We start from the raw sequence: 21,023 nt of genomic DNA, 5'->3' as shown, positions 1-21,023 counted from the left end.
TATGAATAAGCTGCTCCTGACATTAGTGCTATGTGTGCTCACGAGCTATCCGGCTTATGCCGGAGACATTGTCGTGATCGTCAATCAGAGCAACAGCACAGCTGAACTCTCCCAGCGAGACCTGATTGATCTGTACATGGGCAAGAACCTGGCCTTTCCAGACGGTGACTCCGCCGATACTTACGATCTGGACATGGGTTCAGAGGTTCGCGAACACTTTTACCGGTCACTGGTTAATAAAAGTGTGGCTCAGGTGAACGCCTACTGGGCCAGGCTGCTCTTTACCGGCCGGGTAAAACCGCCCAAGGAAGTCACCGACTCACGGGCCATTATTGAGCTGGTCAGAACCAACCCAAGCGCCATTGGCTACATCGACAGCAACTACCTCGACGCCACCGTCAAAGAAGTCTACCGAATCCACTAGCTGACTGAACACCATTAGAATCAGAGCCGAATAAAAACTCTTTAAAATCAAACCTGTAGCAGTGATTTGCTGTGCTAATCTTTAAACAACGCTTCAGTTTTCAGACCAAACTGCGGCACACCGGCCGGATTAAGCCATCAAAAGTGATGACTGATTCTAAGTCTGTGATTCAGTTGATGCAGAATTACCAGTATGCGATAGGATAAATCGACAATACCCTTCGGGATTGTTCGGCAAAGGATGTATTTCGTGTTCAGCAAATGGAAAGACACGCTCGTTCTGCGGGTTGTGGCCTCTATTATCATCTATTCATTCGTGCTGACGTTGGGCGCGACAGTCTTCTTTTACCAGAATACCTACAGCCGGGAAATCAACCGACAAACCAGCCGCATCGATCAACTGGCGTTAACGGTTGAAAACAGCGCCGCCATTGCGGCTTATCTTTCTAACCGGGAACTGGCACTGGAAGTACTGAACGGTCTGGTAAAGAACGATATTGTCGACGTTGCCATCATTACCGGTGAACAGGGCTTCGAAGAAAGCATCCACCAGCACGATACCGCGGCAACAGCGCCACCCATCCATTACGAACTGCCCTCACCCTTTATGCAGGGCGAACTGGCCGGCAGGCTTTCCATTACCCCAAACCAGCAGCTGATCGAAAACTCTGCGCGCAACGCGGCAGCATTGCATGCGCTCATTCTGCTGGCTTATGCCATTACCATTATTTCCCTCGTGGCCTCGCTGATACACAGCCTGCTCACCAAGCCACTGACCAATATGAAGAACGCGGTTATGGCTGCAAAGCCGGGTTATGACAAAGAGCTCACCTACATTCCGCAAAACCCTAACAATGAAATCGGCCAGCTGGTTCAAAACTCCAATGAGCTGCTGACCTCTATCCACGATACACTACAGCGCGAGAAGCAATTAAGCCGCAAGATCGTCAGTGTGGAGCGCCGCTACCGCCTGCTGTTTGAACAGTCCGGCGTCGGTATCGCGCTGATTACCCAGGCTGGCCGCATCGATCTGTGTAACAGCACCTTTGCAAAGTTTACCGCCCGATGCGATACCCGCGACCGGGACGACACCACCTCCATTACCTTTGCCGAGATGTTCGTGAAGCAGCAGGAAATGACCGAAACGCTGCGCTCAGTTAGCGCCGGGAACAAGATCATCTCCGGCGATTTTAAATTCCGTGGCCATGATCAGAGCCAACAACACTGGTTCCACTGTCTGTTTTCACTGGCGATGGAAACCAACGGCCAGCCCTTGATTGAAGTAGTGATGTACGATATCTCTGAACGCGCTATGCGTGAAAAGCAGTATCGGTTTGAGGCCGAGTACGATTCGCTCACCATGCTGTATAACCGCAGAGCCACCGAAAGACGCATCAGTGCTGCACTGGATGACGCCAAAACACAGGGCCGGCAGTGTGCACTGATTGTCATAGACCTTGATCACTTCAAGCCGGTAAATGATAAATACGGCCACGATGCCGGTGACATTGTTTTAATAGAAAGTGCCAAGCGACTGCGCGAGTCCGTTCGGCGCGGTGATATTGTGTGCCGCTGGGGAGGCGATGAATTTCTCATTGTGCTGCGTCAGGGCCGTGAAGACCTAAAGGTTGAGCCTGCCGCCAGAGCTATTCTGGATGCACTGACTCAGCCGATTGATATTGGCCGCTCCAGATCTGTTTCTATCGGCGCGAGCCTGGGGGTTGCCTGCACCCCAGAGCATGGTATTGAAAAGAGCGAGCTGCTGAAAAAGGCAGACGACGCCATGTATTTAATTAAGCAGAATGGCCGCAACGGCTATTGTGTTTCCGGCCAGCAACCCCACTATATAGAACGCTAAAACATTTTCTGAATTGACCGGAAGGCACCGGAAATACGGGTCATAACGACCCATCACACCAACAACGTCAGCGTCATTTTGACCGCCTGAAACAGCCAAATAAAACCGGTTCTTATTCAGCGCTGCCATGGCTGCTGCGCCCTGCAATCATACGGCAACCACTCACTGGTTATTTCATACCGCTCACCACTTTATAGCGCCACTCGCAATGTTGCAGTCCGTGCATTGCTGACACTCTACATACAATAACTCCGAACCCTAAAATAAAAACAGAGGTTGATTATGCTTTGGTTCTTAATTTGTCTCGGCGCATTAATTGCCGGTTATTTTTTCTACGGTGCGATCGTTGAACGCATCTTTTCCCCAAAACCAGAACGTGCCACTCCGGCAATGACGATGGCTGATGGTGTGGATTATGTTCCGTTATCCAACAAAAAAGTTTACCTGATTCAACTTCTGAACATCGCCGGCCTTGGCCCAATCTTCGGTCCGATTCTGGGTGCACTTTATGGCCCTGTTGCCATGTTGTGGATTGTTATCGGTTGTATCTTCGGCGGTGCCGTACACGACTATTTCTCCGGCATGCTTTCCGTACGCGCTAACGGTGCCTCGGTACCAACCGTTGTCGGTGAACACCTCGGTAATGCTGCAAAGCAATTCATGAATGGTTTTGCAGTTTTACTGCTCATGCTGGTAGGTGTCGTATTCGTATTAGGCCCTGCAAAACTGCTGGCTAACCTGCTGGAAATGAACGTTGCCATGTGGGTAGGCATCATCTTTGTTTACTACATCATCGCGACCATTGTACCGGTTGATAAAATCATCGGTCGTCTGTATCCGTTCTTCGGTGGCCTGCTGGTATTCATGTCTGTTGGCCTGTTAATCGGTCTGGCGGTCAGCGATCACGGCTTCTACTCTCAGGGTCTGGACTTCACTGCTAACCTGCACCCTAAAGAACTGCCGCTGTGGCCTCTGCTGTTCATCACCATTGCCTGTGGTGCAATCTCTGGCTTCCACGCTACGCAATCTCCATTGATGGCTCGCTGCATGCAGAATGAATCTTCTGGTCGCTTCATCTTCTACGGCGCAATGATCGGTGAAGGTGTTATCGCGCTTATCTGGTGTTCTCTGGGTCTGTCTTTCTACGAGTCTACTGAAGCACTGAACGCAACTCTGGCTAACGGTGGCCCTGCGGCTGTTGTTCATGAAGTTTCGACTTCTCTGCTGGGTGCATTCGGTGGTCTGCTGGCTGTTCTGGGTGTCATCGTTCTGCCAATCACTTCCGGTGATACCGCATTCCGCTCTGCCCGTCTGATCCTGGCTGACTTCTTCAAGCTGCCTCAGCAGGGCTTGCCTAAGCGTCTGATGATTGCTGTTCCACTGTTCGTAATCGGCTTCATCATCTCTAAAGCGGAGTTCGGTGTTATCTGGCGTTACTTTGGCTGGGCCAACCAGACCACTGCAATGGTTATGCTGTGGGCTGCGGCTGCGTACCTGGCGAAAGAAGGCAAGTTCCACTGGATCTGCTCACTGCCAGCTACCTTCATGACTGCGGTAACCTTTACCTACCTGGCAAACGCACAGATTGGCTTTGGGTTGTCTATGCAGATCGCTAACGTCATCGGTATCAGCGCTGCAATCGCTGCGCTGGCTGTATTCCTGATTAAATTCAAGGCTTCACCAGCAGCTGAAACAGAATCCTCTACGGCGGGATAAAGCGTAAGCAACTCTAACTTTCAGCGGCCTTCGGGCCGCTTTTTTTATGCCGGTAACCATCAGCTGCCCGATATCAACTTTACCGATTTTTATCGCTCATACGGTTTAGCAAGTTAGCGCCAGTTAAGGTAGTCTAGCAGGCATAATTTTTAGCCTTCCGGTATGTCATGATTCCCCATCTTGTCCCGCTTGCAGCACTGCTTATTTCCGATGCCCTGGTACTTTTAGGTCACGGCTTGCTACTCACGCTGCTGCCTGTTTCAGCAAGCTTGCTCGGCTTTTCTGATCTGCAAATTGGTTTAACCGGCTCCGGTTATTTTGTCGGCTTTGTAGTTGGCTGCTTTACCACGCCAATCATCCTGAAGCGCGTGGGTCATATACGAACCTTCGCGGTTCTGGCAGCACTCTATACCGTGCTCATTCTGTTCTTTGCCTGGAGCCAAAGCTTTATTGGCTGGATGCTGCTGCGCTTTATGATCGGCGCGGTTATCTCGGGCATCTATATGATTATTGAAAGCTGGCTGAACGAACGCGCCGACGCCAAAAACCGTGGCTCGATCCTGTCGTTCTACGCCATGATGAACCTCGCCATGATCACGCTGGCGCAACAGCTGCTGAACCTGAGCAACAACAACATTCCCATGCTGTTTACCATTGCCGGCATCTTTCTGTCGCTGTCCATCGTGCCGGTCTCGTTGACACTGACGCTGGCGCCGGCGCCGGTGAAGAAGATTCATGTCAACTTTTCCAAGGTATGGAAGCACTCGCACATCGGCATACTCGGCTCCGTCTTTACCGGCCTGATTACCGGTTCGTTCTGGTCGCTGGCGCCGATTTACGCAAAAGATAGCGGCCTGACGACCTTTCAGATTGCCAACTTTATGTCGGCCGTGGTTTTGGGTGGTGCCATCTTCCAGATTCCACTGGGCCGATTTTCAGACCGCTATGACCGCCGCCTGATTCTCACCTTTATTGCGCTGGCCGGTGCGATCATTTCAGCCGTTATTTTCGTTACCTCGTTCCAGAGTTTTTACGCCGGTGCGGTCTCCACCGGGCTGGCCTTCTTATGGGGTAGCGTTGGTATGACCATGTACGCCATTTGCCTGGCGCATGCCAATGACAATGCCGACAGTGCAGACTTTGTCGATATCGGCAGCTCCATGCTGATCACCTATGGCATCAGTTCTGCTATTGGTGCGCCCGTTGCCTCGGCATTTATGTCGGTCTTTGGTCACGAATATCTGTACGTCTTTATGGCGCTGAGCTTTGCGTCGTTCTGTGGTGTGTTGATTGTTCGCCGCAAGTCGCACGTACTGCCGGTGGTCGCCACCAGCAACGAAGATTTCCAGGCCGTTGCCGGCATGACCACACAGGAAGCCTTTGTGCTCGACCCAAGGTCTGATGAACAGGAGCGGCACGAAAGCGACGTGGAATTTACAACAGAAGTCGTGTTCAGTGCAGAGCCAGACGTGGAAGATGAAGAAGAAACGCAGGCAGAACCAAACGTTGGCGATAAAACGTCAGGGCACGATAAGCCAGTGCCCTAACGGTCACTCATCAACAAACTGATTCGCAATACTGACAAATGCCGATTCGAGCTGAATGAAGGCATCAACAATGTAGGGGTCAAAGTGCGTACCGCGACCCTCTATAACAATTCGGCGGGCCTCTTCATGGCTGAACGGCTCTTTGTAGGCACGGCGGGAAATCAGTGCATCGTAACAGTCGGCCAGCGCCATCAACCGTGCTGAAAGCGGAATTTTTTTACCAAACAAGCCTTCAGGATAACCGGTGCCATCCCAGCGTTCGTGGTGCGAATACACAATCTCTTTGGCTATCTTCAGAAAGCTGGAAGAACCATACACCACTTCTGTTCGCTCCAGTGCCTGCAGCCCGTAGGTGGTGTGTTTTTTCATTTCCTCCCACTCTTTTGGTGTGAGCTTACCGGGCTTCAGCAGAATGGCATCGGGTACAGCAACCTTACCAATATCGTGCAACGGCGCCGACTTATAGAGCATGTCGATGTAGTCGGGCGTTAAGGTCTCGGCAAATTCGGGGTGCTTGCGCAGGCGATCGGCCAACGCTTTTATATAGTGCTGGGTACGGCGGATATGTGCGCCGGTTTCGTTATCGCGAGCCTCAACCACGGTAGACATGCAATACATGGCGATATCCTGCGTGCGGGAAATCTCTTGGGTGCGCTCTCTGATCTTAACTTCCAGCAATGATTTTTCGTATTCGAGGCGTTTTCGGGTACGCGCCAGCGCCAGATGGGTTTCAACACGGGCCTTCACAATAGGCATGCTGAACGGTTTGGAGATGTAATCTGCAGCGCCGATCTCAAAACCGTTTATTTCAGATTCAACATCACTCTTAACGGTCAGAAAAATAACCGGCGTATCCTGCGTGCTTTCATGCATTTTCAGCAACTGACAAACTTCGTAGCCATTCATATCCGGCATTAATACATCAAGCAGAACGAGGTCTGGACAATATCCGTTTTCAATCCGGTCCAGCGCCTGCTGGCCATTCTTGGCCACTGAAACGGTATATTTTTTGGCCAGCAGATCGACGAGGATATCGATATAAAACACCTCGTCATCAACGATGAGCAGCTTTTCTTTCTCTTCCGACATCTCCCTGGCCTCTCATTTACTGCCGTACACTTTCCGTCAATGTTTTTACAGCATCTTCAAACTCGAATTTCTGTATCTCTGCACTCAGTTTCTCATACTGGTGTCTGGGCAAATAACCCTCCAGCTCAGCAACATAGCTGCGGGCATCCGGGTTGCCGCTGTTAAGCGCCTGCAATAAAGATTCAATTGCAGATTTCGGCGGCTGCCCCTCGACTCTGGGCTTAGGCTGAAGACGATCCACCTCTTTCTGAACAATCACCTTGCTGTACTGGCTGGTCGCCAACGCTTCAAATAAACGCTGAAATTCTTTACTGAACTGCCGCCAACCGTGGCTGCTGAGGGTATCTGCATCACGCTTAATTTGGGCGCACAACTCACCAGCTGCGTCGCTCAAAGCAAAGGCACCGATATTTCCGGCAACACCACAGAGGGTATGAACCATACGTTCAGCGGTGTCGGTTTCGCCTTGATCCAGCGCATGCTTGACCTCAAACAGGTCATTTTGATGCACTACAAAGAACTCTGCAACCAGTCTGGAATAAAGTTCCCGGTTATTTCCGACCCGCACCACGCCCCAGGCCTCATCCAGGCCATCAACAGCTTTGCTGTCTTTTTGCCGCTTATCCGACTTCATATCAGCGGGGGATGGCACCGGTGCCCGCTCCAGCCAGTGGCTGAGCACCTCCTGCAGTCGTGCCGGGTCAATCGGTTTAGCCAGGTGATCATTCATGCCTGCATCCAGACAACGCTGCCGGTCCTCCTTCATGGCGTGGGCGGTCATGGCAATAATTGGCAGCTGCTGAAACTCTTCCATTTTGCGCAGTGTTTGGGTTGCGGTAAAACCATCCATCACCGGCATCTGGATATCCATCATCACCAGATCAAATTTCTCCATTGCCAGCTTTTTCAACGCTTCCTGGCCGTTGGTGGCAGTGGCAACTTTCAGCCCCAGCTGCGTGAGCATGGCTTCTGCAACCTCCATATTGATGGAGTGGTCTTCGACCAGTAATACCCGGCCTTTCAGCTTCATCGCCGGTTCTGGCTGGCGTTGTTCCGGAGCCATATTCTGCTGATGGAATAACTTCATGATGCAATCAAACAGCAGCGAGCTGTTGAGCGGTTTAATCAGAAAGGCATCGACACTGCCGGAGGATGGCTGGTTCTGGAAGTATTCCCGGCCATAGGCGGTTACCAGAATAATGGCAGGCATCACAGCCAGCGACATGGCTTTGATCTTTGCCGCTGCCGAGACACCGTCCATACCGGGCATTTTCCAATCCATCAGGATCAGCCGGTAAGGTTTTTGAGTCTGACTGTTTTGCTCAGACAGCAGCTCCAAAGCCTGATAACCGCTTTCGATACAATCGACCTCAAAGCCAAAGGCAACCAGCAGCTCGGAATTAATTTCACGGGCCGCGTCGTTATCATCAACCACCAGCACGCGCATCCCTTTCAGCGCCTCGCCGACCAGCATATTGGCTTTGGTCTGCTGGTTTTCCGCTGTTGATAAATTAACAGAGAAGGTAAAGGTGCTGCCGTAATTCAGCATACTGGAGGCCGTCAGCTCACCGCCCATCAGGCTGACCAGCTGCCGGCAGATGCTCAGCCCCAGCCCGGTACCACCGTGCACACGCGTGGTGCTGGCGTCGGCCTGGGTAAAGGGCTGAAACAGCCGCTGCAATTGCTGTGGCTCTATGCCCATGCCGGTATCAATCACCGAAAACTGAACCTCACTGACCGCACTCTGCTGACGCAGCAGGCGGAGACGCACAATAACCTGGCCTTTCTCGGTAAATTTAATTGCATTCTGAATCAGGTTGATCATCACCTGTTCGATGCGCAGCGCGTCACCCACCAGTCGCTGCGGAATATTGCTGTCGACATCAAACAGCACCTCAATGCCCTTTTCTTCCGCCTTCAGCGCAAACAGATTGGTTAAGCTCAGCACCAGGTCATTCAACTCAAATTCGGCGGTTTCTATATCCAGCTTGCCGGCTTCAATCTTGGAGAAATCCAGAATGTCGTTGATGATCGACAGCAGCGAGATAGAAGCGCGGGTAATCTTGCCGGCGTAATCCTTTTGCTGTTCGTCCAGTTCGGTCGATTGCAGCAGGTGCGTCATACCGACGATGGCATTCATCGGGGTACGGATTTCGTGTGACATATTGGCCAGGAACTGACTCTTGAACTGATTAGCCTGCTCCGCGGCCTGCTTGGCTTCCGTAAGGCTGGACTGACTCTCTGCCAGCGATCTTTTTGCCTGCGTAAGCCTTCTGTTCCAGTACAGGCTGACGATCAGAATAGGCAGCAATATCAGGCAGGTGACCACCACCGCCAGCCAAATTCGCGCGGTATCAACCTGCTGTTCAACCTTCACCGCAAACCACTGGCTCTGAATACGCGCCAGCTGAGCCTCGCTAATGCGATCAATGGCGCGGTTTAGTATGGGCACCAGCTCTGACCAGTCTTTCCGGACCGCAATGGATTTCTCGAAAACATAATCGGTCTGAGCGGCAATTTTAACGTTGCGGATACCCAGCTCTTTTAAACTCCAGGTGGAAGAATTCAACTCACCAATATAGGCGCCGATCTCATTGCGGCTCAAACTGTTCAGCGCCGCCTCTGCCGTTTTAAAGGCCACCACGTTCAAATCGGGAAAGTCTTCCTGCAGCAGGTACTGAATGGAGTAATCCTGAATGACACCGACAGTAAAGCCTTCCAGGTCTTTAATACTGGCAACGTAATTGGTTTCATCCTCAACCATGATCATATAAGGGCTGATCAGGTAGGGCTTGGTGAAGTGCATATCAACGATATCCACAGTATTCGAGCTGGCCAGCGGTAAGATATCCACCCGCTGACTGCGCAATGCCCGCAACGATTCGGCGCGGCTTTGATCAGAGACGACTTCAATATCAACGCCGATATCGGACTGAATTAACTTCAGCACTTCAGCAGACAGACCAGAGAGATCACCCTGTTTATCGAGAAACTCCAGCGGTGGCAATGACGGATCGGCACCGATACGCCAAACCGGGTGCTCATTCAGCCAGTCCATCTCCGCCGGGCTTAACACCAGCGGCGCACTGCGGGCAAACTGATCCGCGTTATTAACCCATCGGCTTAAAATCTGCCGCCGTTCCTGTGTGGTAATAGAGGCCATGGCTTTATTGATCACAGATACCAGCGGTTGCCAGTCATCGTCCCGGTATACCGCAAAACGCTGCAACGAAACATCGATGCCCGGGTCTCCGGTTACCAGCAGGTTAGACAGCTGTAAATCCTGACTCAGCCAGGCCACCACGGCCTGATTGCCAACATAGGCATCCACCTGACTGAATGACAATGCCTTGAGCGCATCGGCCGTTGCAGGATAGGTTTTCAGAATAACGTCCGGGTAGTCGGCACGCAGCTCATCGATCAGATAGTAGCCGTCTTCGATGGCCAGCGTTTTGCCGGCCAGCTGGTCAAAGGAAGTAAAATGCTCACCTTCAATATTACTGACCAGTACCTTAACCGCGCCAAAGTAGGGGGATGTGAACCAGAGGTTTTTAGACCGCTCTTCCGTTTTAACGATGGTGGCGCCCACTTTATTCACACCCTGCTGAACCTTGGTGACCATCTCGTTAAAGCTGCCATAACGCACTGGCACAAAATCGATGCCGGTGCGTTTTTCCAGCAGATTCAGGTAGTCGCCAAGAATACCGGTTTGCTGGCCAGCAGCGTCGGTAAAATCGACAGGCGGCCAGTTGCCATCGACCGCGATCTCAACCACAGGGTGTTCAGCCAGCCATGTCTGCTCCTGTTCGGTCAGTTGCAGATCGACAGCACTGGTTTGCTGTTCAACGCCGGCCCAGATAAATTTATTCCACTGCGGACTGATCTCCGCCCTGTTTCTGGCGGATAAATTCTCAATGCCGTCATTGAGCAATTCCAGAAGCAGCGTATTGCCCTTTCTCACCGCTGCCCGATAAGGCCGCGAATAGAGCGCTTCCGGCAGCACATCGAGCGACAGGGTTAGGTTATTCCCGTTCAGGTACTCACCGAGATACGAAGCCTGAGTGATGAAGGAGGTCACCTCGTTGTTGCCGTAGGCAGCAAACAGGTGCTCATAATCGCTGTAAGTGTGAATCTCGGTAGCGGGGTAGTTTTCCAGCAGCCAGTCGTGGTGATAGCTTGCATCGACAACACCAACCGGCAGTTCGGCTATCTCTTCGGCCGAGCGAACCGTATGAACCGCCGGGTTAAAAAACAGAAAATACTGGCCATACACAACCGGGGCTGAAAAATCGAACAGGTCCGAACGCCGGTCATTAGCAAACAGCCCGGCGATCAGATCGACCCGGCCCTGTTGCAGCCACTGCTGAGTCTGTTCATTGGTGCCGCCAACAAACGACAGATCAATACCCGCCTCCAAGGCCCATGCGCGCCAGTAGTCGATCAACACCCCTTCCGGCTCACCGGAAGCCCCGCGGTACTGAACCGGAGCACTGTCTATGCGGTAGGCGATAATCAGTTGCTCAATAATGCCGGCTTCCGCCCAGGCATTCAGCGCTGCAAATGCACAGAACAGAATAAACAGTACGTACTTTAATGACCTGAAAAGTAGTTTCACAATGCTCGTCGGGCCTCCTGGCAAAGGTATAAGCATCAGCTTTGAAGTACTGCAGGATGGAATAATCTCTTCATGCTTCTGATTCCGTTCACTTACTATAGAAGATTGGCAAATATCTGCCGAATTCTATTGGTCAACTGCGCTGAAAAAACACCGGGTAGATTAGTCCGGGAACTCATCATTCAATGGTTTCACCGCCCTGCGCCGGATTGGGTGCGACATCACGATGGAGGTTCTGGTTTCACCCAGATGATTGATATAGCCAACAAAACTCTCCAGGTGCTTCAGGTTAATGGTAACAACGCGAATCAGGTAGGAATCGGCACCGGTGACATGCAGGCACTCTGTTACTTCATTTCGTGCTTGCAGCAGTGCCATCAGCCTGGGTTTGTCGGCCCGCGAGGTCGTGATGCCGATCACCGCTTCAACGCCATAACCAAGCGATTCGGTATTAATGTGCGCACTGTAGCCCTCAATAACGCCAGCCTCTTCCAGGCGCTTAACCCTTTCAGACACGGCAGGCAAAGACAGACCTACGGTTTCAGCCAATGCCTTCAGAGACTGCCGGCCATCGGCCTGCAGTGCCTCAATGATTTTCCAGGAAATTGCATCCACTTTCATAAATTAAAGCCCTATCGAAATTAACCTGATTAATTAAAGAAAATAGCCAATATTCAAAATAAATAGCATTCAAAGAGACCAAAAGCCATTAGATAATTAACCCAATTATTTAACAGGAATGACCCTATGCTGTTCTTCAAGGCAATGGCGATCGGTTTTCTAATCGCGGCCCCCGTCGGCCCTATCGGGCTGCTCTGTATGCAGCGCACGCTGCAATCGGGTTTAAAAACCGGCCTGGTGACGGGCTTAGGCGCTGCTTGTGCCGATGCGTTTTTTGGCTTCATTGGCGCATTGGGTTTGGTCGCGCTCACCCACTGGCTGGTGAGCATTAAGCTGCCGCTCTCGATTGCCGGCGCGATCTTCCTGAGCTGGATGGCGATTGATCTGTTGCGCAAAACCACCGCCGCCGATACAGCGTTTAAAGCGCAGGAAGCCTCTCTGTTCAGGGCCTTTGCCAGTACGGTGCTGCTTACCCTGACCAACCCCCTGACTATATTCTCCTTCCTGGCGGTGTATGCCACCCTGATGACCGGTATTCAGGGCTCAGCCCTGGTCGGCGCTATTCTGGTCACAGGAATCTTTACCGGTTCGGCGCTCTGGTGGCTCACGCTTTCAGGCACCGTTGCCGTTATCCGTCACCGCATCAGCGCAAAGGTTCAGCGGGCGGTGAACTACCTGTCCGGCACACTGTTGATGGCTTTTGCAATCTTTCAGCTAGGCAGCACGCTGATCGGCTGAGCCGTTGCTGGTTGCACAAAAAAAAGCCCCGCTTAAACGCGAGGCTTTCATCAGACCCGTCTGATTTCAGGCCGGAGAACGCTCACATGAGCTCTTCCACCAGCGCGATGTACTCTGCCTTCGCTTGGTCGCTTGAAACACCGTTAAGCGACGCCCAGGCATCGTACTTGGCGCGGCCTTTAAAATCGGTCATGCCCGGCCTTTTCCCTTGCACATCGCCTTCACTGCCCTGCTTGTACAACGAATAGAGCTTTAACAGCACATCGGTGCCGGGCTTTTTACTGATCGTCTTTACATCCAGTGCGGCCTGTTCAAATTTTGCAGTCAAATCGGTCACGTTGATCACTCCCTTTAAAGTTATTTTTAGAACGGCAATCAATACTGTAGCTGGAAAACAGGCAGAGGAGAGATGTAATGTGAATGGGGAATGTAAGGGTTTGGCGGAGCTGAGCAGTGTGAAACGAAGGGGGCGGTGAAAAGGGGGTGGTAAAAAAAGTCAGAGAGTGGTGCCTGAGTCATCAGGCACCACTTGGGAGAGCTAGAACGGAATGTCGTCATCAAAATCATCAAAACCACCCGGAGCCGGCTGAGCAGGCTGGCTTGGTGCTTTTGGTGGCTGCTGTGGGGCGCCAAAACCACCGCCCTGTTGTGGCGGGTTGTATGGTTGCTGTGGCTGCTGAGCCGGTTGCTGGTAACCCTGAGGCTGACCAAAGCCCTGTGCCGGTGCCTGACCAAAGCCACCACCTTGCTGACCACCTTCCTGACGACCACCAATAAACTGCATCTCGTTACCAACGATTTCAGTTGAGTAACGGTCCTGACCGTTCTGGTCCTGCCACTTACGGGTTTGCAGACGGCCTTCAACGTACACCTGAGAGCCTTTGCGCAGGTACTGTGCAGCCACTTCTGCGGTGCGTCCGAACAGCACAATGCGGTGCCATTCGGTAATATCGGTGCGATTCCCTTGCTCATCGGCACGGCCAATTTCATTTGTCGCAACATTCAGGTTAACCACCTGAGTACCGGAAGCCGTTGTGCGTACGTCCGGGTCCTGACCCAAACGTCCTAAAATGATGACCTTGTTTACTGTGCCCTTTGCCATAGTGTTTCCTATTCGAATATTTTTGCTAGCCGCAAACTATCTATGAGTTGACCGCTAACTTCAAGCCGATTTCAACGATTGAATAGCGTTTGGTCAGGCTGCGGTGACTTCCTGCTCTGCAAGTGGCTCAACCGCAGAAAGCAACAGCACCCAAATCATCTGAACCACAACCCCCATCATCACCAACGGCCACAGGCTACCGGTACTGAACAACCAGCCTCCGGCAATACCACCCACAGCGGCACCAAGGAACTGGCAGGTTGAAAACACCCCCATGGCGGTACCGCGCGATTCAACGCCAACCTTACGGCTGAGCAGCGAAGGCAGGCTGGCCTCGGAAAAGTTGAAGCCGATAAAGAAGATCATCAGTGCCACGGCGACCAGCCAGGCATGAGCGACTAAGCCAATAATCAACAGCGCCGCAACCGCTAACAGGGCAGCCAAACGCAAATAGCGAACATGCAGCAGGCCGCGCTCGGCTTTGATCATTAACGGAATCATACCGATGAAGCCCAGCAACATTGTTGGCGCATAAACAGCACCCAGCTGATTTTCCGTCAGACCATAAGCCACCAGTATATTGGGCAAGGCGACAAACAGCGCCGTCATGGTCAGGTGCAGCATGCCGATACCCAAGCTGAGCAGCATCACCTCACGGTTAGCAAACACCGAAGACAGCAGGTCGCGGCGAATGCGCCGCTCGTTCGGGGCGCTGTTTTCCGGCACTTCCGGCAACAGCGCCAGTACCAGCAGGCCGATCAGCGCCAGCGCGGCGATAAACCAGAACAGTCCATTCAGCCCAACCCAGCCGGCAATAAACGGCCCCAGCACAACAGCGACAACAAAAGAGCCGCCGATCACCGCGCCGATCACCGCCATCGCCTTTGAGCGTTGCGATTCACGCGTGTAGTCCGCCAGCAGCGCCAAAATAACGCTACTGATGGCGCCGGCACCCTGCAGCGCGCGGCCAATGATCAGCTGATAAACGTTGCTCGCCAGCGCAGCCATCAAACTGCCGGCCAAAAAGATAAGCAGGCCAATAAAGATAAGCTTCTTACGGCCAAAGCGATCCGATGCCGCACCAAACGGGATCTGCAACAGGGCCTGTGTCAGGCCATAGATGCCCAGCGCCATACCCAGCGTTTGTGCATTTGCGCCCGTCAGCGAGTAGCCATAGAGCGTAAGAATCGGGAACACCATAAACAGGCCCATCATGCGGCTTGCATAAAGCACCGCTAGGCCCGTCAACGCCCTGGTTTCAAGTTTATTAAACGCCATCGGTATCATCACAAGTAAAAAAGACCGCCATAATATCAGAGCGAATCCGGTTGCGGCGAATCATTAAAAAGCATTGCAATCTGTATATTCATACAGTAGATTTAACCCGCTTTTTAATCCACACACTTGAAAAGCTTTTCCGGCAGCTCTGGGTGCAGGTTCCCCAGTCTGGGCCTAAGAGCTGCTGGAACTTCTTTTTAATTTATGCTTTCTTTGAGCCTTTGCTTTTTCCGAGTTTGAGGATTTCATGGACAAAATTTCCGTCCAGGGTGCCCGTACCCACAACCTGAAAGACATCACCATCGATATTCCGCGCGATAAACTGGTGGTCATCACCGGTCTTTCCGGCTCAGGTAAATCGTCTCTGGCGTTCGATACGCTCTATGCCGAAGGCCAGCGCCGCTATGTTGAATCACTTTCAACCTATGCCCGGCAGTTCCTATCGATGATGGAAAAGCCCGATGTTGACCACATTGAAGGTCTGTCACCGGCCATCTCCATTGAACAGAAAACCACCAGCCACAACCCGCGCTCAACCGTGGGCACCACCACTGAAATCTACGACTACCTGCGCCTGTTGTTTGCCCGCATTGGCGAGCCCCGCTGCCCGGAACACGGCGAGCCGCTGGAAGCCCAAATGGTGAGCCAGATGGTCGATACCGTGCTGGCACTGCCGGAAGGCAGCAAGCTAATGCTGCTGGCACCGCTGATCCGCGACCGTAAGGGTGAACACCTGCATGTCTTCAACGAGCTGCGCGCCCAGGGTTTTGTGCGCGTACGGGTCGATGGCACGGTGATGGATTTAGACGAAGTGCCGGAACTCGACAAACGCAAAAAGCACAGCATTGAAGCCGTGGTCGACCGCTTCAAGGTGCGCGACGACTTACAGCTGCGCCTGGCGGAATCGTTCGAAACCTGCTTAACGCTGGCCGGTGGCATCGCTCAGGTTTCCTGGATGGATGGCGATGGCGAAGACATTCTGTTTTCCAATAAATTTGCCTGCCCGGTCTGCGGCTATTCCATTGCCGAGCTGGAACCGCGCATGTTTTCGTTCAACAACCCGGCCGGTGCCTGTGAAGAATGCGATGGCCTGGGCTTAAAACAATACTTTGACCGCAGTAAGGTCATCCGCGACCCCAGCCTGACCATCGCCGAGGGCGCTATTTCCGGCTGGGACCGGCGCGCGGTTTATTACTTCAGTCAGCTGACCTCGTTGGCGGAGCACTTCAATGTCGATATCGACAAGCCGTTTAAAAAGCTGCCGAAAAAGTTTCAGGATGCCGTGCTCAACGGCAGTGGCACCACCGAGATTGAATTCAACTACGTTAACAGCCGTGGCGCGGTGTACAGCCGCGTGCACACCTTTGAAGGCGTTGTGCCCAATATGGAGCGCCGCTACCGCGAAACCGACAGCAACTCGGTTCGCGAAGAGCTGTCCAAATACCTGGCCGAGCAGGATTGCCCCGGCTGTCATGGCAGTCGCCTGAAAGAAAGTGCCCGCAATGTCTTCATTGAGGGCGTTACACTGCCGGAAATCACCCGCATGTCGATCGTCGATGCGGTACGTTACTACCACTCTCTGCAGCTGACCGGCAGCAGGGCTCAGATTGCAGAAAAAATTCTGCGCGAGATCATTCAGCGGCTCAGCTTTCTGGAAAACGTCGGCCTTGATTACCTGACGCTCGACCGCAGCGCCGACACCCTTTCCGGTGGCGAAACTCAGCGCATCCGTCTGGCCAGTCAGATTGGCGCCGGCCTGGTCGGGGTGATGTACATTCTGGATGAACCGTCCATCGGCCTGCACCAGCGCGATAACGACCGCTTGCTGCAAACCCTGACCAACCTGCGCGATATGGGCAACACGGTACTGGTGGTGGAGCACGATGAAGACGCCATCCGCACCGCTGACTGGGTGCTCGACATCGGCCCCGGTGCCGGCGTACATGGCGGCGAGATTATCGCCAGTGGCACTCCGCAGCAGATTATGAAAAGTAAGGACTCGCTCACCGGTAAATACCTGAGCGGCAAGCTGAAGATTGATGTCCCGACAGAACGCGCGGTGGCCGACCCGAAACGACAACTGGTGGTTAAGGGGGCAACCGGGCACAACCTGCAGAACGTCAACCTGAGCATTCCGGTGGGGCTGTTTACCTGCATTACCGGTGTTTCTGGCTCGGGTAAGTCGACACTGATCAACCGCACGCTTTACCCGCTGGCGGCCACCGCCCTGAATAAGGCCACCACGCTGAAGGCGGCGCCCCATAAAGCCATTGAAGGGCTCGAGTTTTACGACAAGGTGGTCGATATTGACCAGAGCCCGATCGGACGAACCCCACGCTCTAACCCGGCCACCTATACCGGTATCTTTACCGCCGTGCGTGAACTCTTTGCCGGCACGCAGGAATCTCGCTCACGCGGTTACGCACCGGGCCGGTTCAGCTTTAACGTCAAGGGCGGGCGCTGTGAAGCCTGTCAGGGCGATGGCCTGATCAAGGTTGAGATGCACTTCCTGGCCGATATCTACGTGCCCTGCGATGTCTGTTCCGGCAAGCGTTATAACCGCGAAACCCTGGAGGTTCGCTACAAAGGCAAAAACATTCACGAAGTACTGGATATGACCATTGAAGATGCCCTGGGCTTCTTCGATGCCATTCCGGCGTTACAGCGAAAACTGCAAACACTGGCCGACGTCGGGCTGTCTTATGTCAAATTAGGCCAGAGTGCGACAACCCTTTCCGGTGGTGAAGCACAACGCGTCAAGCTCGCCCGTGAGCTTTCCAAGCGCGATACCGGCAGCACCCTGTACATTCTGGATGAACCGACCACCGGCCTGCACTTCCACGACATTAAAATGCTGCTCGAAGTTCTGCACAGGCTGCGCGATAACGGCAACTCGGTGGTGGTCATCGAGCATAATCTGGATGTTGTGAAAACAGCCGACTGGGTGGTCGACCTGGGGCCGGAAGGCGGCGTCAAAGGCGGCAAGATTGTCGCCACCGGCACGCCAGAACAGCTCGCAGCCAACAAGGCGTCAATTACCGGCAAGTACCTGAAGCCGCTGTTGGAAAAACAGTAAAAAAAAAGCGGCAGACTCTCACGAGCTGCCGCTGTTTTTTATGCTCTGTTTTGTATCTACGCTAAACCTTAAAGTTCCCCACCAACTCCTGAACCTTGGAGCCGGACGCCGCCAGCGATGAGCTGATCTGTTCGGATTCATGAATATCATGACTGAGCTGATGCACGATCTCCTGAATCGCCATCAGGTTGCTGCTGATCTCTTCACTGACCGCACACTGCTCTTCCGCCGCTGAAGCGGTTTGCAACCCCATCTCCTGCATGGTATTCACCGCACTCAATACACCATCGAGTCGCTGCTGCACCTGCGCGGAACTTGCCACCGTCGCCTCGCCGCGACCTTTACTCTCGGCCATGGATGTGACGGCGGCTTTCACGCCCTGCTGCAAAGCCATGAGCATATCGTTAATCTCATGGGTGCTGTTTTGTGTGCGGCTGGCCAGTGAGCGCACTTCGTCGGCAACCACAGCAAAGCCACGGCCCTGTTCACCGGCGCGCGCCGCTTCAATCGCCGCATTCAGCGCCAGCAGGTTGGTCTGTTCTGCGATGCCTCCAATCACTTCAATCACACCGGTAATCTTTTGGGTGTGGTCGTTCAGCAAGCCGATAGCCTCAGCAGTGCCGTTCACTTCTTCAACCAGTTTGTTGATGTTTTCAGTTGCTTCCAGCATGCCTTTTTTAGCGTCGTCGAGTTCCTGATAGGCCTCGTTAATGGCATCAGATGTGGCGCTGGTAATATTGGCAACTTCGCGCGAGGTGGCGGCCATTTCAGTTACCGCAGAAACAACCTTTTCGTTCTCTGCGCTGTGGTTTTGCATGGTGCTGTTGGCCTGAGAGGTTTGCCTGTCGAGTCGCTGCGAAGCATTCAAAACCGTCGCTGAATTTTCTTTCACCTCTTTCATCATCGACTGCAACTTATCCATAAAGCTGTTGAATGACTTTCCAAGCTCAGCAATTTCATCATGACCGGATGCTTCCAGACGGTTGGTTAAGTCGCCGTCACCCTGAGAGATCTCGGTCAGCTTATCCACCATGTTGCGCAGCGGCGCAATAAACCGGGCAACAAAGAACACCACAATAACAACGGTTACCGCCAAACCAATGAGCGTTATCGAAACGGCGAACCAGACATCTTTGGTGATGTCACTTCTGCGCTGCCCGACATAGGCCGTCACCGCTTCGTCAACATCGTCAATGTAGATGCCAGTGCCGAGGGACCAATCCCACTTGGAGAGATATTCGGAATAGCCCAGCTTAGGCGCTACAGCATTAATGGAAGGCTTATGCCAGGCGAAGTTTAAAAAGCCGTCGCCGGATTTAGCCTGATTAATAACGCCCGCAATCACTGCCACACCGTTGTCATCTTTCAGGTTATACAGGTTTTGGCCTTCCAGCTCCGGTTTAATGGCGTGCAGCGTATTCACACCGGAAGAGTCGTACGCGAAGAAGTAACCATCATCGGCAAAGCGCATGTTTTTCAGAATCACTTTGGCCTGCTCTTTGTTTTCTCCGGCAACATCAGATTCGTACAGAGCCTTAATGGCCGTTCTGCCCATACGCAGATGCGCCTGCAACTCAGCTTTACGGGCTTCAAGCAGATCGTTGCGGTAAAACTCCGCCTGCTTTGTCAGATTGCTGATGCCATTCCAGTAAAAAACTGCGCTGACCAGCGTGGTAATCAATATGAGTGGGACGATCGAAATTAGTAGTAATTTGCCGCGACTTTTCAGCTTCAAGGGGGGTACCTCCAAACAACGAGCTTTTGTATTTTTTTAGCTTTGTAACTGTAGTTTAGAGCGGCCGGAATGCAGGATTATTTAGCGGCAAAAATGAGAATAAATGATTTAAAGCAGCTTAAAAGCGGAAAAGTTCAATAGTAAAAAGAGCGGCTAATTTATGCGATTCATTTTGAATATTTTTAAGCAAACCAAAATGAACCGCACAATAAAGATCAATGCAGAATCGTAAACAGTTTACGCTGATATTTAACCGCCAACGGGTCACCTTTCGGCAATGAATTTAAGATATCCAGCATGGTTTTGCGCGCACCACCGTCCTGAAAGTTTTTGTCTTTCTGCAGTACTTCAAAGATGCTTTGCAGCGATTCCTCAACCCGCTCTGCCTGACTGAACTGTACCGCCAGTTCGGTTTTTAATTCCAGGTTGTCAGGGTCCTGCTCCAGCTTTTGCTGCAACTCTAAAATTGCCGGCGTATCCGCCGCCTCCTGCATCAACTCCAGGCGGGCAAACAACTCTTTGTATTTCGGCTCCAGCTGTTGCTCCATGGTTGCCGCATCCAGAATCGTCGCCGCCTCGTTGGCCCGCTTCAAATCCAGGTAGCATTCCGCCATGAGCAAACCAATGGCAAATTCTTCATTGCTCAGCACATAGGCTTCACGCAGCAGCGACAGAGCTTCATCGGGACGGCCTTCCGCCATCAGCGCCATGGCATCTTTAACCGCAGCTTCCCAAGGGGCCGGCAGGTGCGCATTCAGACGCTCGCGGATTGCGCTTTCCGGCTCTGCGCCGGCAAAGCCATCAATCGGTTGACCGTCTTTCATGATGGCAACGGTGGGCAAGCTGCGAATACCAAACTGAGCGGTAATCGCCTGCTGCTCATCGGCATTCACCTTGGCCAGCAGGATCTGGCCGTTGTATTCCTCGGCCAGCTTTTCCAATAGTGGCGTCAGCACCTTGCAGTGTGAGCACCATTCAGCCCAGAAATCGACCAGTACTAACCGCCGCGTCGATTCCTCCAGCAGTACCTGCTGAAAATTCTGTTCAGTAACATCAATAACGTTTACAGCCAAACTTTCCATTGCAACCTCGTCTTTATCCGGCGCCAGCGTGCCGTTTGCTTGAATGTATTTGGTAAACCATATGGGGGCAGTTCGACAAATCCCTACCCCTGACTGGTGCAGCGCTACCACCACCAGTAAACTAGCCGTTCATAATTCACTGT

At 52.7% G+C, this 21,023-nt stretch carries 14 protein-coding genes; 6 read left to right on the top strand and 8 right to left on the bottom strand.

Annotation, left to right across the window (positions count from 1 at the left end):
* Position 1: 1 nt before the first annotated feature.
* The 4 genes from BCF53_RS10375 to BCF53_RS10360 all read left to right on the top strand — a co-directional run bounded on the left by BCF53_RS10375 (position 2) and on the right by BCF53_RS10360 (position 5,544).
* Complete coding sequence (locus BCF53_RS10375) at positions 2-424, top strand: type 2 periplasmic-binding domain-containing protein (protein ID WP_207902706.1); 423 nt, start codon at positions 2-4, stop codon at positions 422-424.
* A gap of 249 nt (positions 425-673) precedes the next feature.
* Positions 674-2,281 carry a sensor domain-containing diguanylate cyclase gene (locus tag BCF53_RS10370; protein WP_165901882.1) on the top strand — a complete coding sequence of 536 codons (1,608 nt, stop codon included), beginning with the start codon at positions 674-676 and terminating at the stop codon, positions 2,279-2,281.
* 282 nt (positions 2,282-2,563) lie between these two features.
* Positions 2,564-3,997 (top strand): carbon starvation CstA family protein, encoded by a 1,434-nt coding sequence (locus tag BCF53_RS10365; RefSeq protein WP_132701668.1) that lies wholly within the window; start codon positions 2,564-2,566, stop codon positions 3,995-3,997.
* A gap of 167 nt (positions 3,998-4,164) precedes the next feature.
* On the top strand, positions 4,165-5,544 hold the full coding sequence (locus BCF53_RS10360; protein ID WP_132701667.1) for an MFS transporter: 1,380 nt from the start codon (positions 4,165-4,167) through the stop codon (positions 5,542-5,544).
* A gap of 3 nt (positions 5,545-5,547) precedes the next feature.
* Here BCF53_RS10360 and BCF53_RS10355 read toward each other — a convergent pair whose 3' ends face one another.
* The 3 genes from BCF53_RS10355 to BCF53_RS10345 all read right to left on the bottom strand — a co-directional run bounded on the left by BCF53_RS10355 (position 5,548) and on the right by BCF53_RS10345 (position 11,869).
* A complete protein-coding gene (locus BCF53_RS10355; RefSeq protein ID WP_132701666.1) occupies positions 5,548-6,633 on the bottom strand; it encodes an HD domain-containing phosphohydrolase in 1,086 nt (361 codons plus the stop codon).
* 16 nt (positions 6,634-6,649) lie between these two features.
* Complete coding sequence (locus tag BCF53_RS10350) at positions 6,650-11,248, bottom strand: transporter substrate-binding domain-containing protein (RefSeq protein ID WP_165901881.1); 4,599 nt, start codon at positions 11,246-11,248, stop codon at positions 6,650-6,652.
* A 162-nt stretch (positions 11,249-11,410) separates the two neighbouring features.
* Entirely contained in the window at positions 11,411-11,869 is a 459-nt protein-coding gene (locus BCF53_RS10345) for an Lrp/AsnC family transcriptional regulator (protein ID WP_132701664.1), read from the bottom strand.
* A 126-nt stretch (positions 11,870-11,995) separates the two neighbouring features.
* On the opposite strand from BCF53_RS10345, the gene BCF53_RS10340 reads away from it, so the two are divergent.
* On the top strand, positions 11,996-12,607 hold the full coding sequence (locus BCF53_RS10340) for a LysE family translocator (protein ID WP_132701663.1): 612 nt from the start codon (positions 11,996-11,998) through the stop codon (positions 12,605-12,607).
* 82 nt (positions 12,608-12,689) lie between these two features.
* Here BCF53_RS10340 and BCF53_RS10335 read toward each other — a convergent pair whose 3' ends face one another.
* The 3 genes from BCF53_RS10335 to BCF53_RS10325 form a co-directional block, all read right to left on the bottom strand.
* Positions 12,690-12,944, bottom strand: a complete 255-nt coding sequence (locus BCF53_RS10335) for an acyl-CoA-binding protein (protein WP_207902705.1) — start codon at positions 12,942-12,944, stop codon at positions 12,690-12,692.
* Between the two features lie 201 nt (positions 12,945-13,145).
* Positions 13,146-13,709: a single-stranded DNA-binding protein gene (locus BCF53_RS10330; RefSeq protein ID WP_132701662.1), complete on the bottom strand. Its 564-nt coding sequence runs from the start codon at positions 13,707-13,709 to the stop codon at positions 13,146-13,148.
* Positions 13,710-13,802: 93 nt separating this feature from the next.
* Complete coding sequence (locus BCF53_RS10325) at positions 13,803-14,987, bottom strand: MFS transporter (protein WP_165901880.1); 1,185 nt, start codon at positions 14,985-14,987, stop codon at positions 13,803-13,805.
* Between the two features lie 247 nt (positions 14,988-15,234).
* Here BCF53_RS10325 and uvrA point away from each other — a divergent pair, with 247 nt between their 5' ends.
* Positions 15,235-18,063: an excinuclease ABC subunit UvrA gene (gene uvrA, locus BCF53_RS10320; protein ID WP_132701660.1), complete on the top strand. Its 2,829-nt coding sequence runs from the start codon at positions 15,235-15,237 to the stop codon at positions 18,061-18,063.
* A 61-nt stretch (positions 18,064-18,124) separates the two neighbouring features.
* Here uvrA and BCF53_RS10315 read toward each other — a convergent pair whose 3' ends face one another.
* Both BCF53_RS10315 and trxA read right to left on the bottom strand, forming a co-directional pair.
* A complete protein-coding gene (locus BCF53_RS10315) occupies positions 18,125-19,798 on the bottom strand; it encodes a methyl-accepting chemotaxis protein (RefSeq protein ID WP_207902704.1) in 1,674 nt (557 codons plus the stop codon).
* Between the two features lie 215 nt (positions 19,799-20,013).
* Positions 20,014-20,880, bottom strand: a complete 867-nt coding sequence (gene trxA, locus BCF53_RS10310; protein ID WP_243645812.1) for a thioredoxin — start codon at positions 20,878-20,880, stop codon at positions 20,014-20,016.
* Positions 20,881-21,023 lie beyond the last annotated feature (143 nt).

The sequence above is a fragment of the Reinekea marinisedimentorum genome (genome assembly GCF_004341165.1).
Taxonomy (GTDB): Bacteria; Pseudomonadota; Gammaproteobacteria; order Pseudomonadales; family Natronospirillaceae; genus Reinekea; species Reinekea marinisedimentorum.
The sequence above is the reverse complement of the archived record's forward strand: the minus strand, read 5'-3'. Positions and strand labels throughout refer to the sequence as shown.

Excerpts from the sequence above, each read along its gene's own strand:
- trxA (WP_243645812.1), bottom strand. The coding sequence starts at position 20,880 with ATGGAAAGTTTGGCTGTAAACGTTATTGATGTTACTGAACAGAATTTT.
- BCF53_RS10345 (WP_132701664.1), bottom strand. The coding sequence starts at position 11,869 with ATGAAAGTGGATGCAATTTCCTGGAAAATCATTGAGGCACTGCAGGCC.
- BCF53_RS10375 (WP_207902706.1), top strand. The coding sequence starts at position 2 with ATGAATAAGCTGCTCCTGACATTAGTGCTATGTGTGCTCACGAGCTAT.
- uvrA (WP_132701660.1), top strand. The coding sequence starts at position 15,235 with ATGGACAAAATTTCCGTCCAGGGTGCCCGTACCCACAACCTGAAAGAC.
- BCF53_RS10325 (WP_165901880.1), bottom strand. The coding sequence starts at position 14,987 with ATGGCGTTTAATAAACTTGAAACCAGGGCGTTGACGGGCCTAGCGGTG.
- BCF53_RS10355 (WP_132701666.1), bottom strand. The coding sequence starts at position 6,633 with ATGTCGGAAGAGAAAGAAAAGCTGCTCATCGTTGATGACGAGGTGTTT.
- BCF53_RS10365 (WP_132701668.1), top strand. The coding sequence starts at position 2,564 with ATGCTTTGGTTCTTAATTTGTCTCGGCGCATTAATTGCCGGTTATTTT.
- BCF53_RS10360 (WP_132701667.1), top strand. The coding sequence starts at position 4,165 with ATGATTCCCCATCTTGTCCCGCTTGCAGCACTGCTTATTTCCGATGCC.
- BCF53_RS10340 (WP_132701663.1), top strand. The coding sequence starts at position 11,996 with ATGCTGTTCTTCAAGGCAATGGCGATCGGTTTTCTAATCGCGGCCCCC.
- BCF53_RS10330 (WP_132701662.1), bottom strand. The coding sequence starts at position 13,709 with ATGGCAAAGGGCACAGTAAACAAGGTCATCATTTTAGGACGTTTGGGT.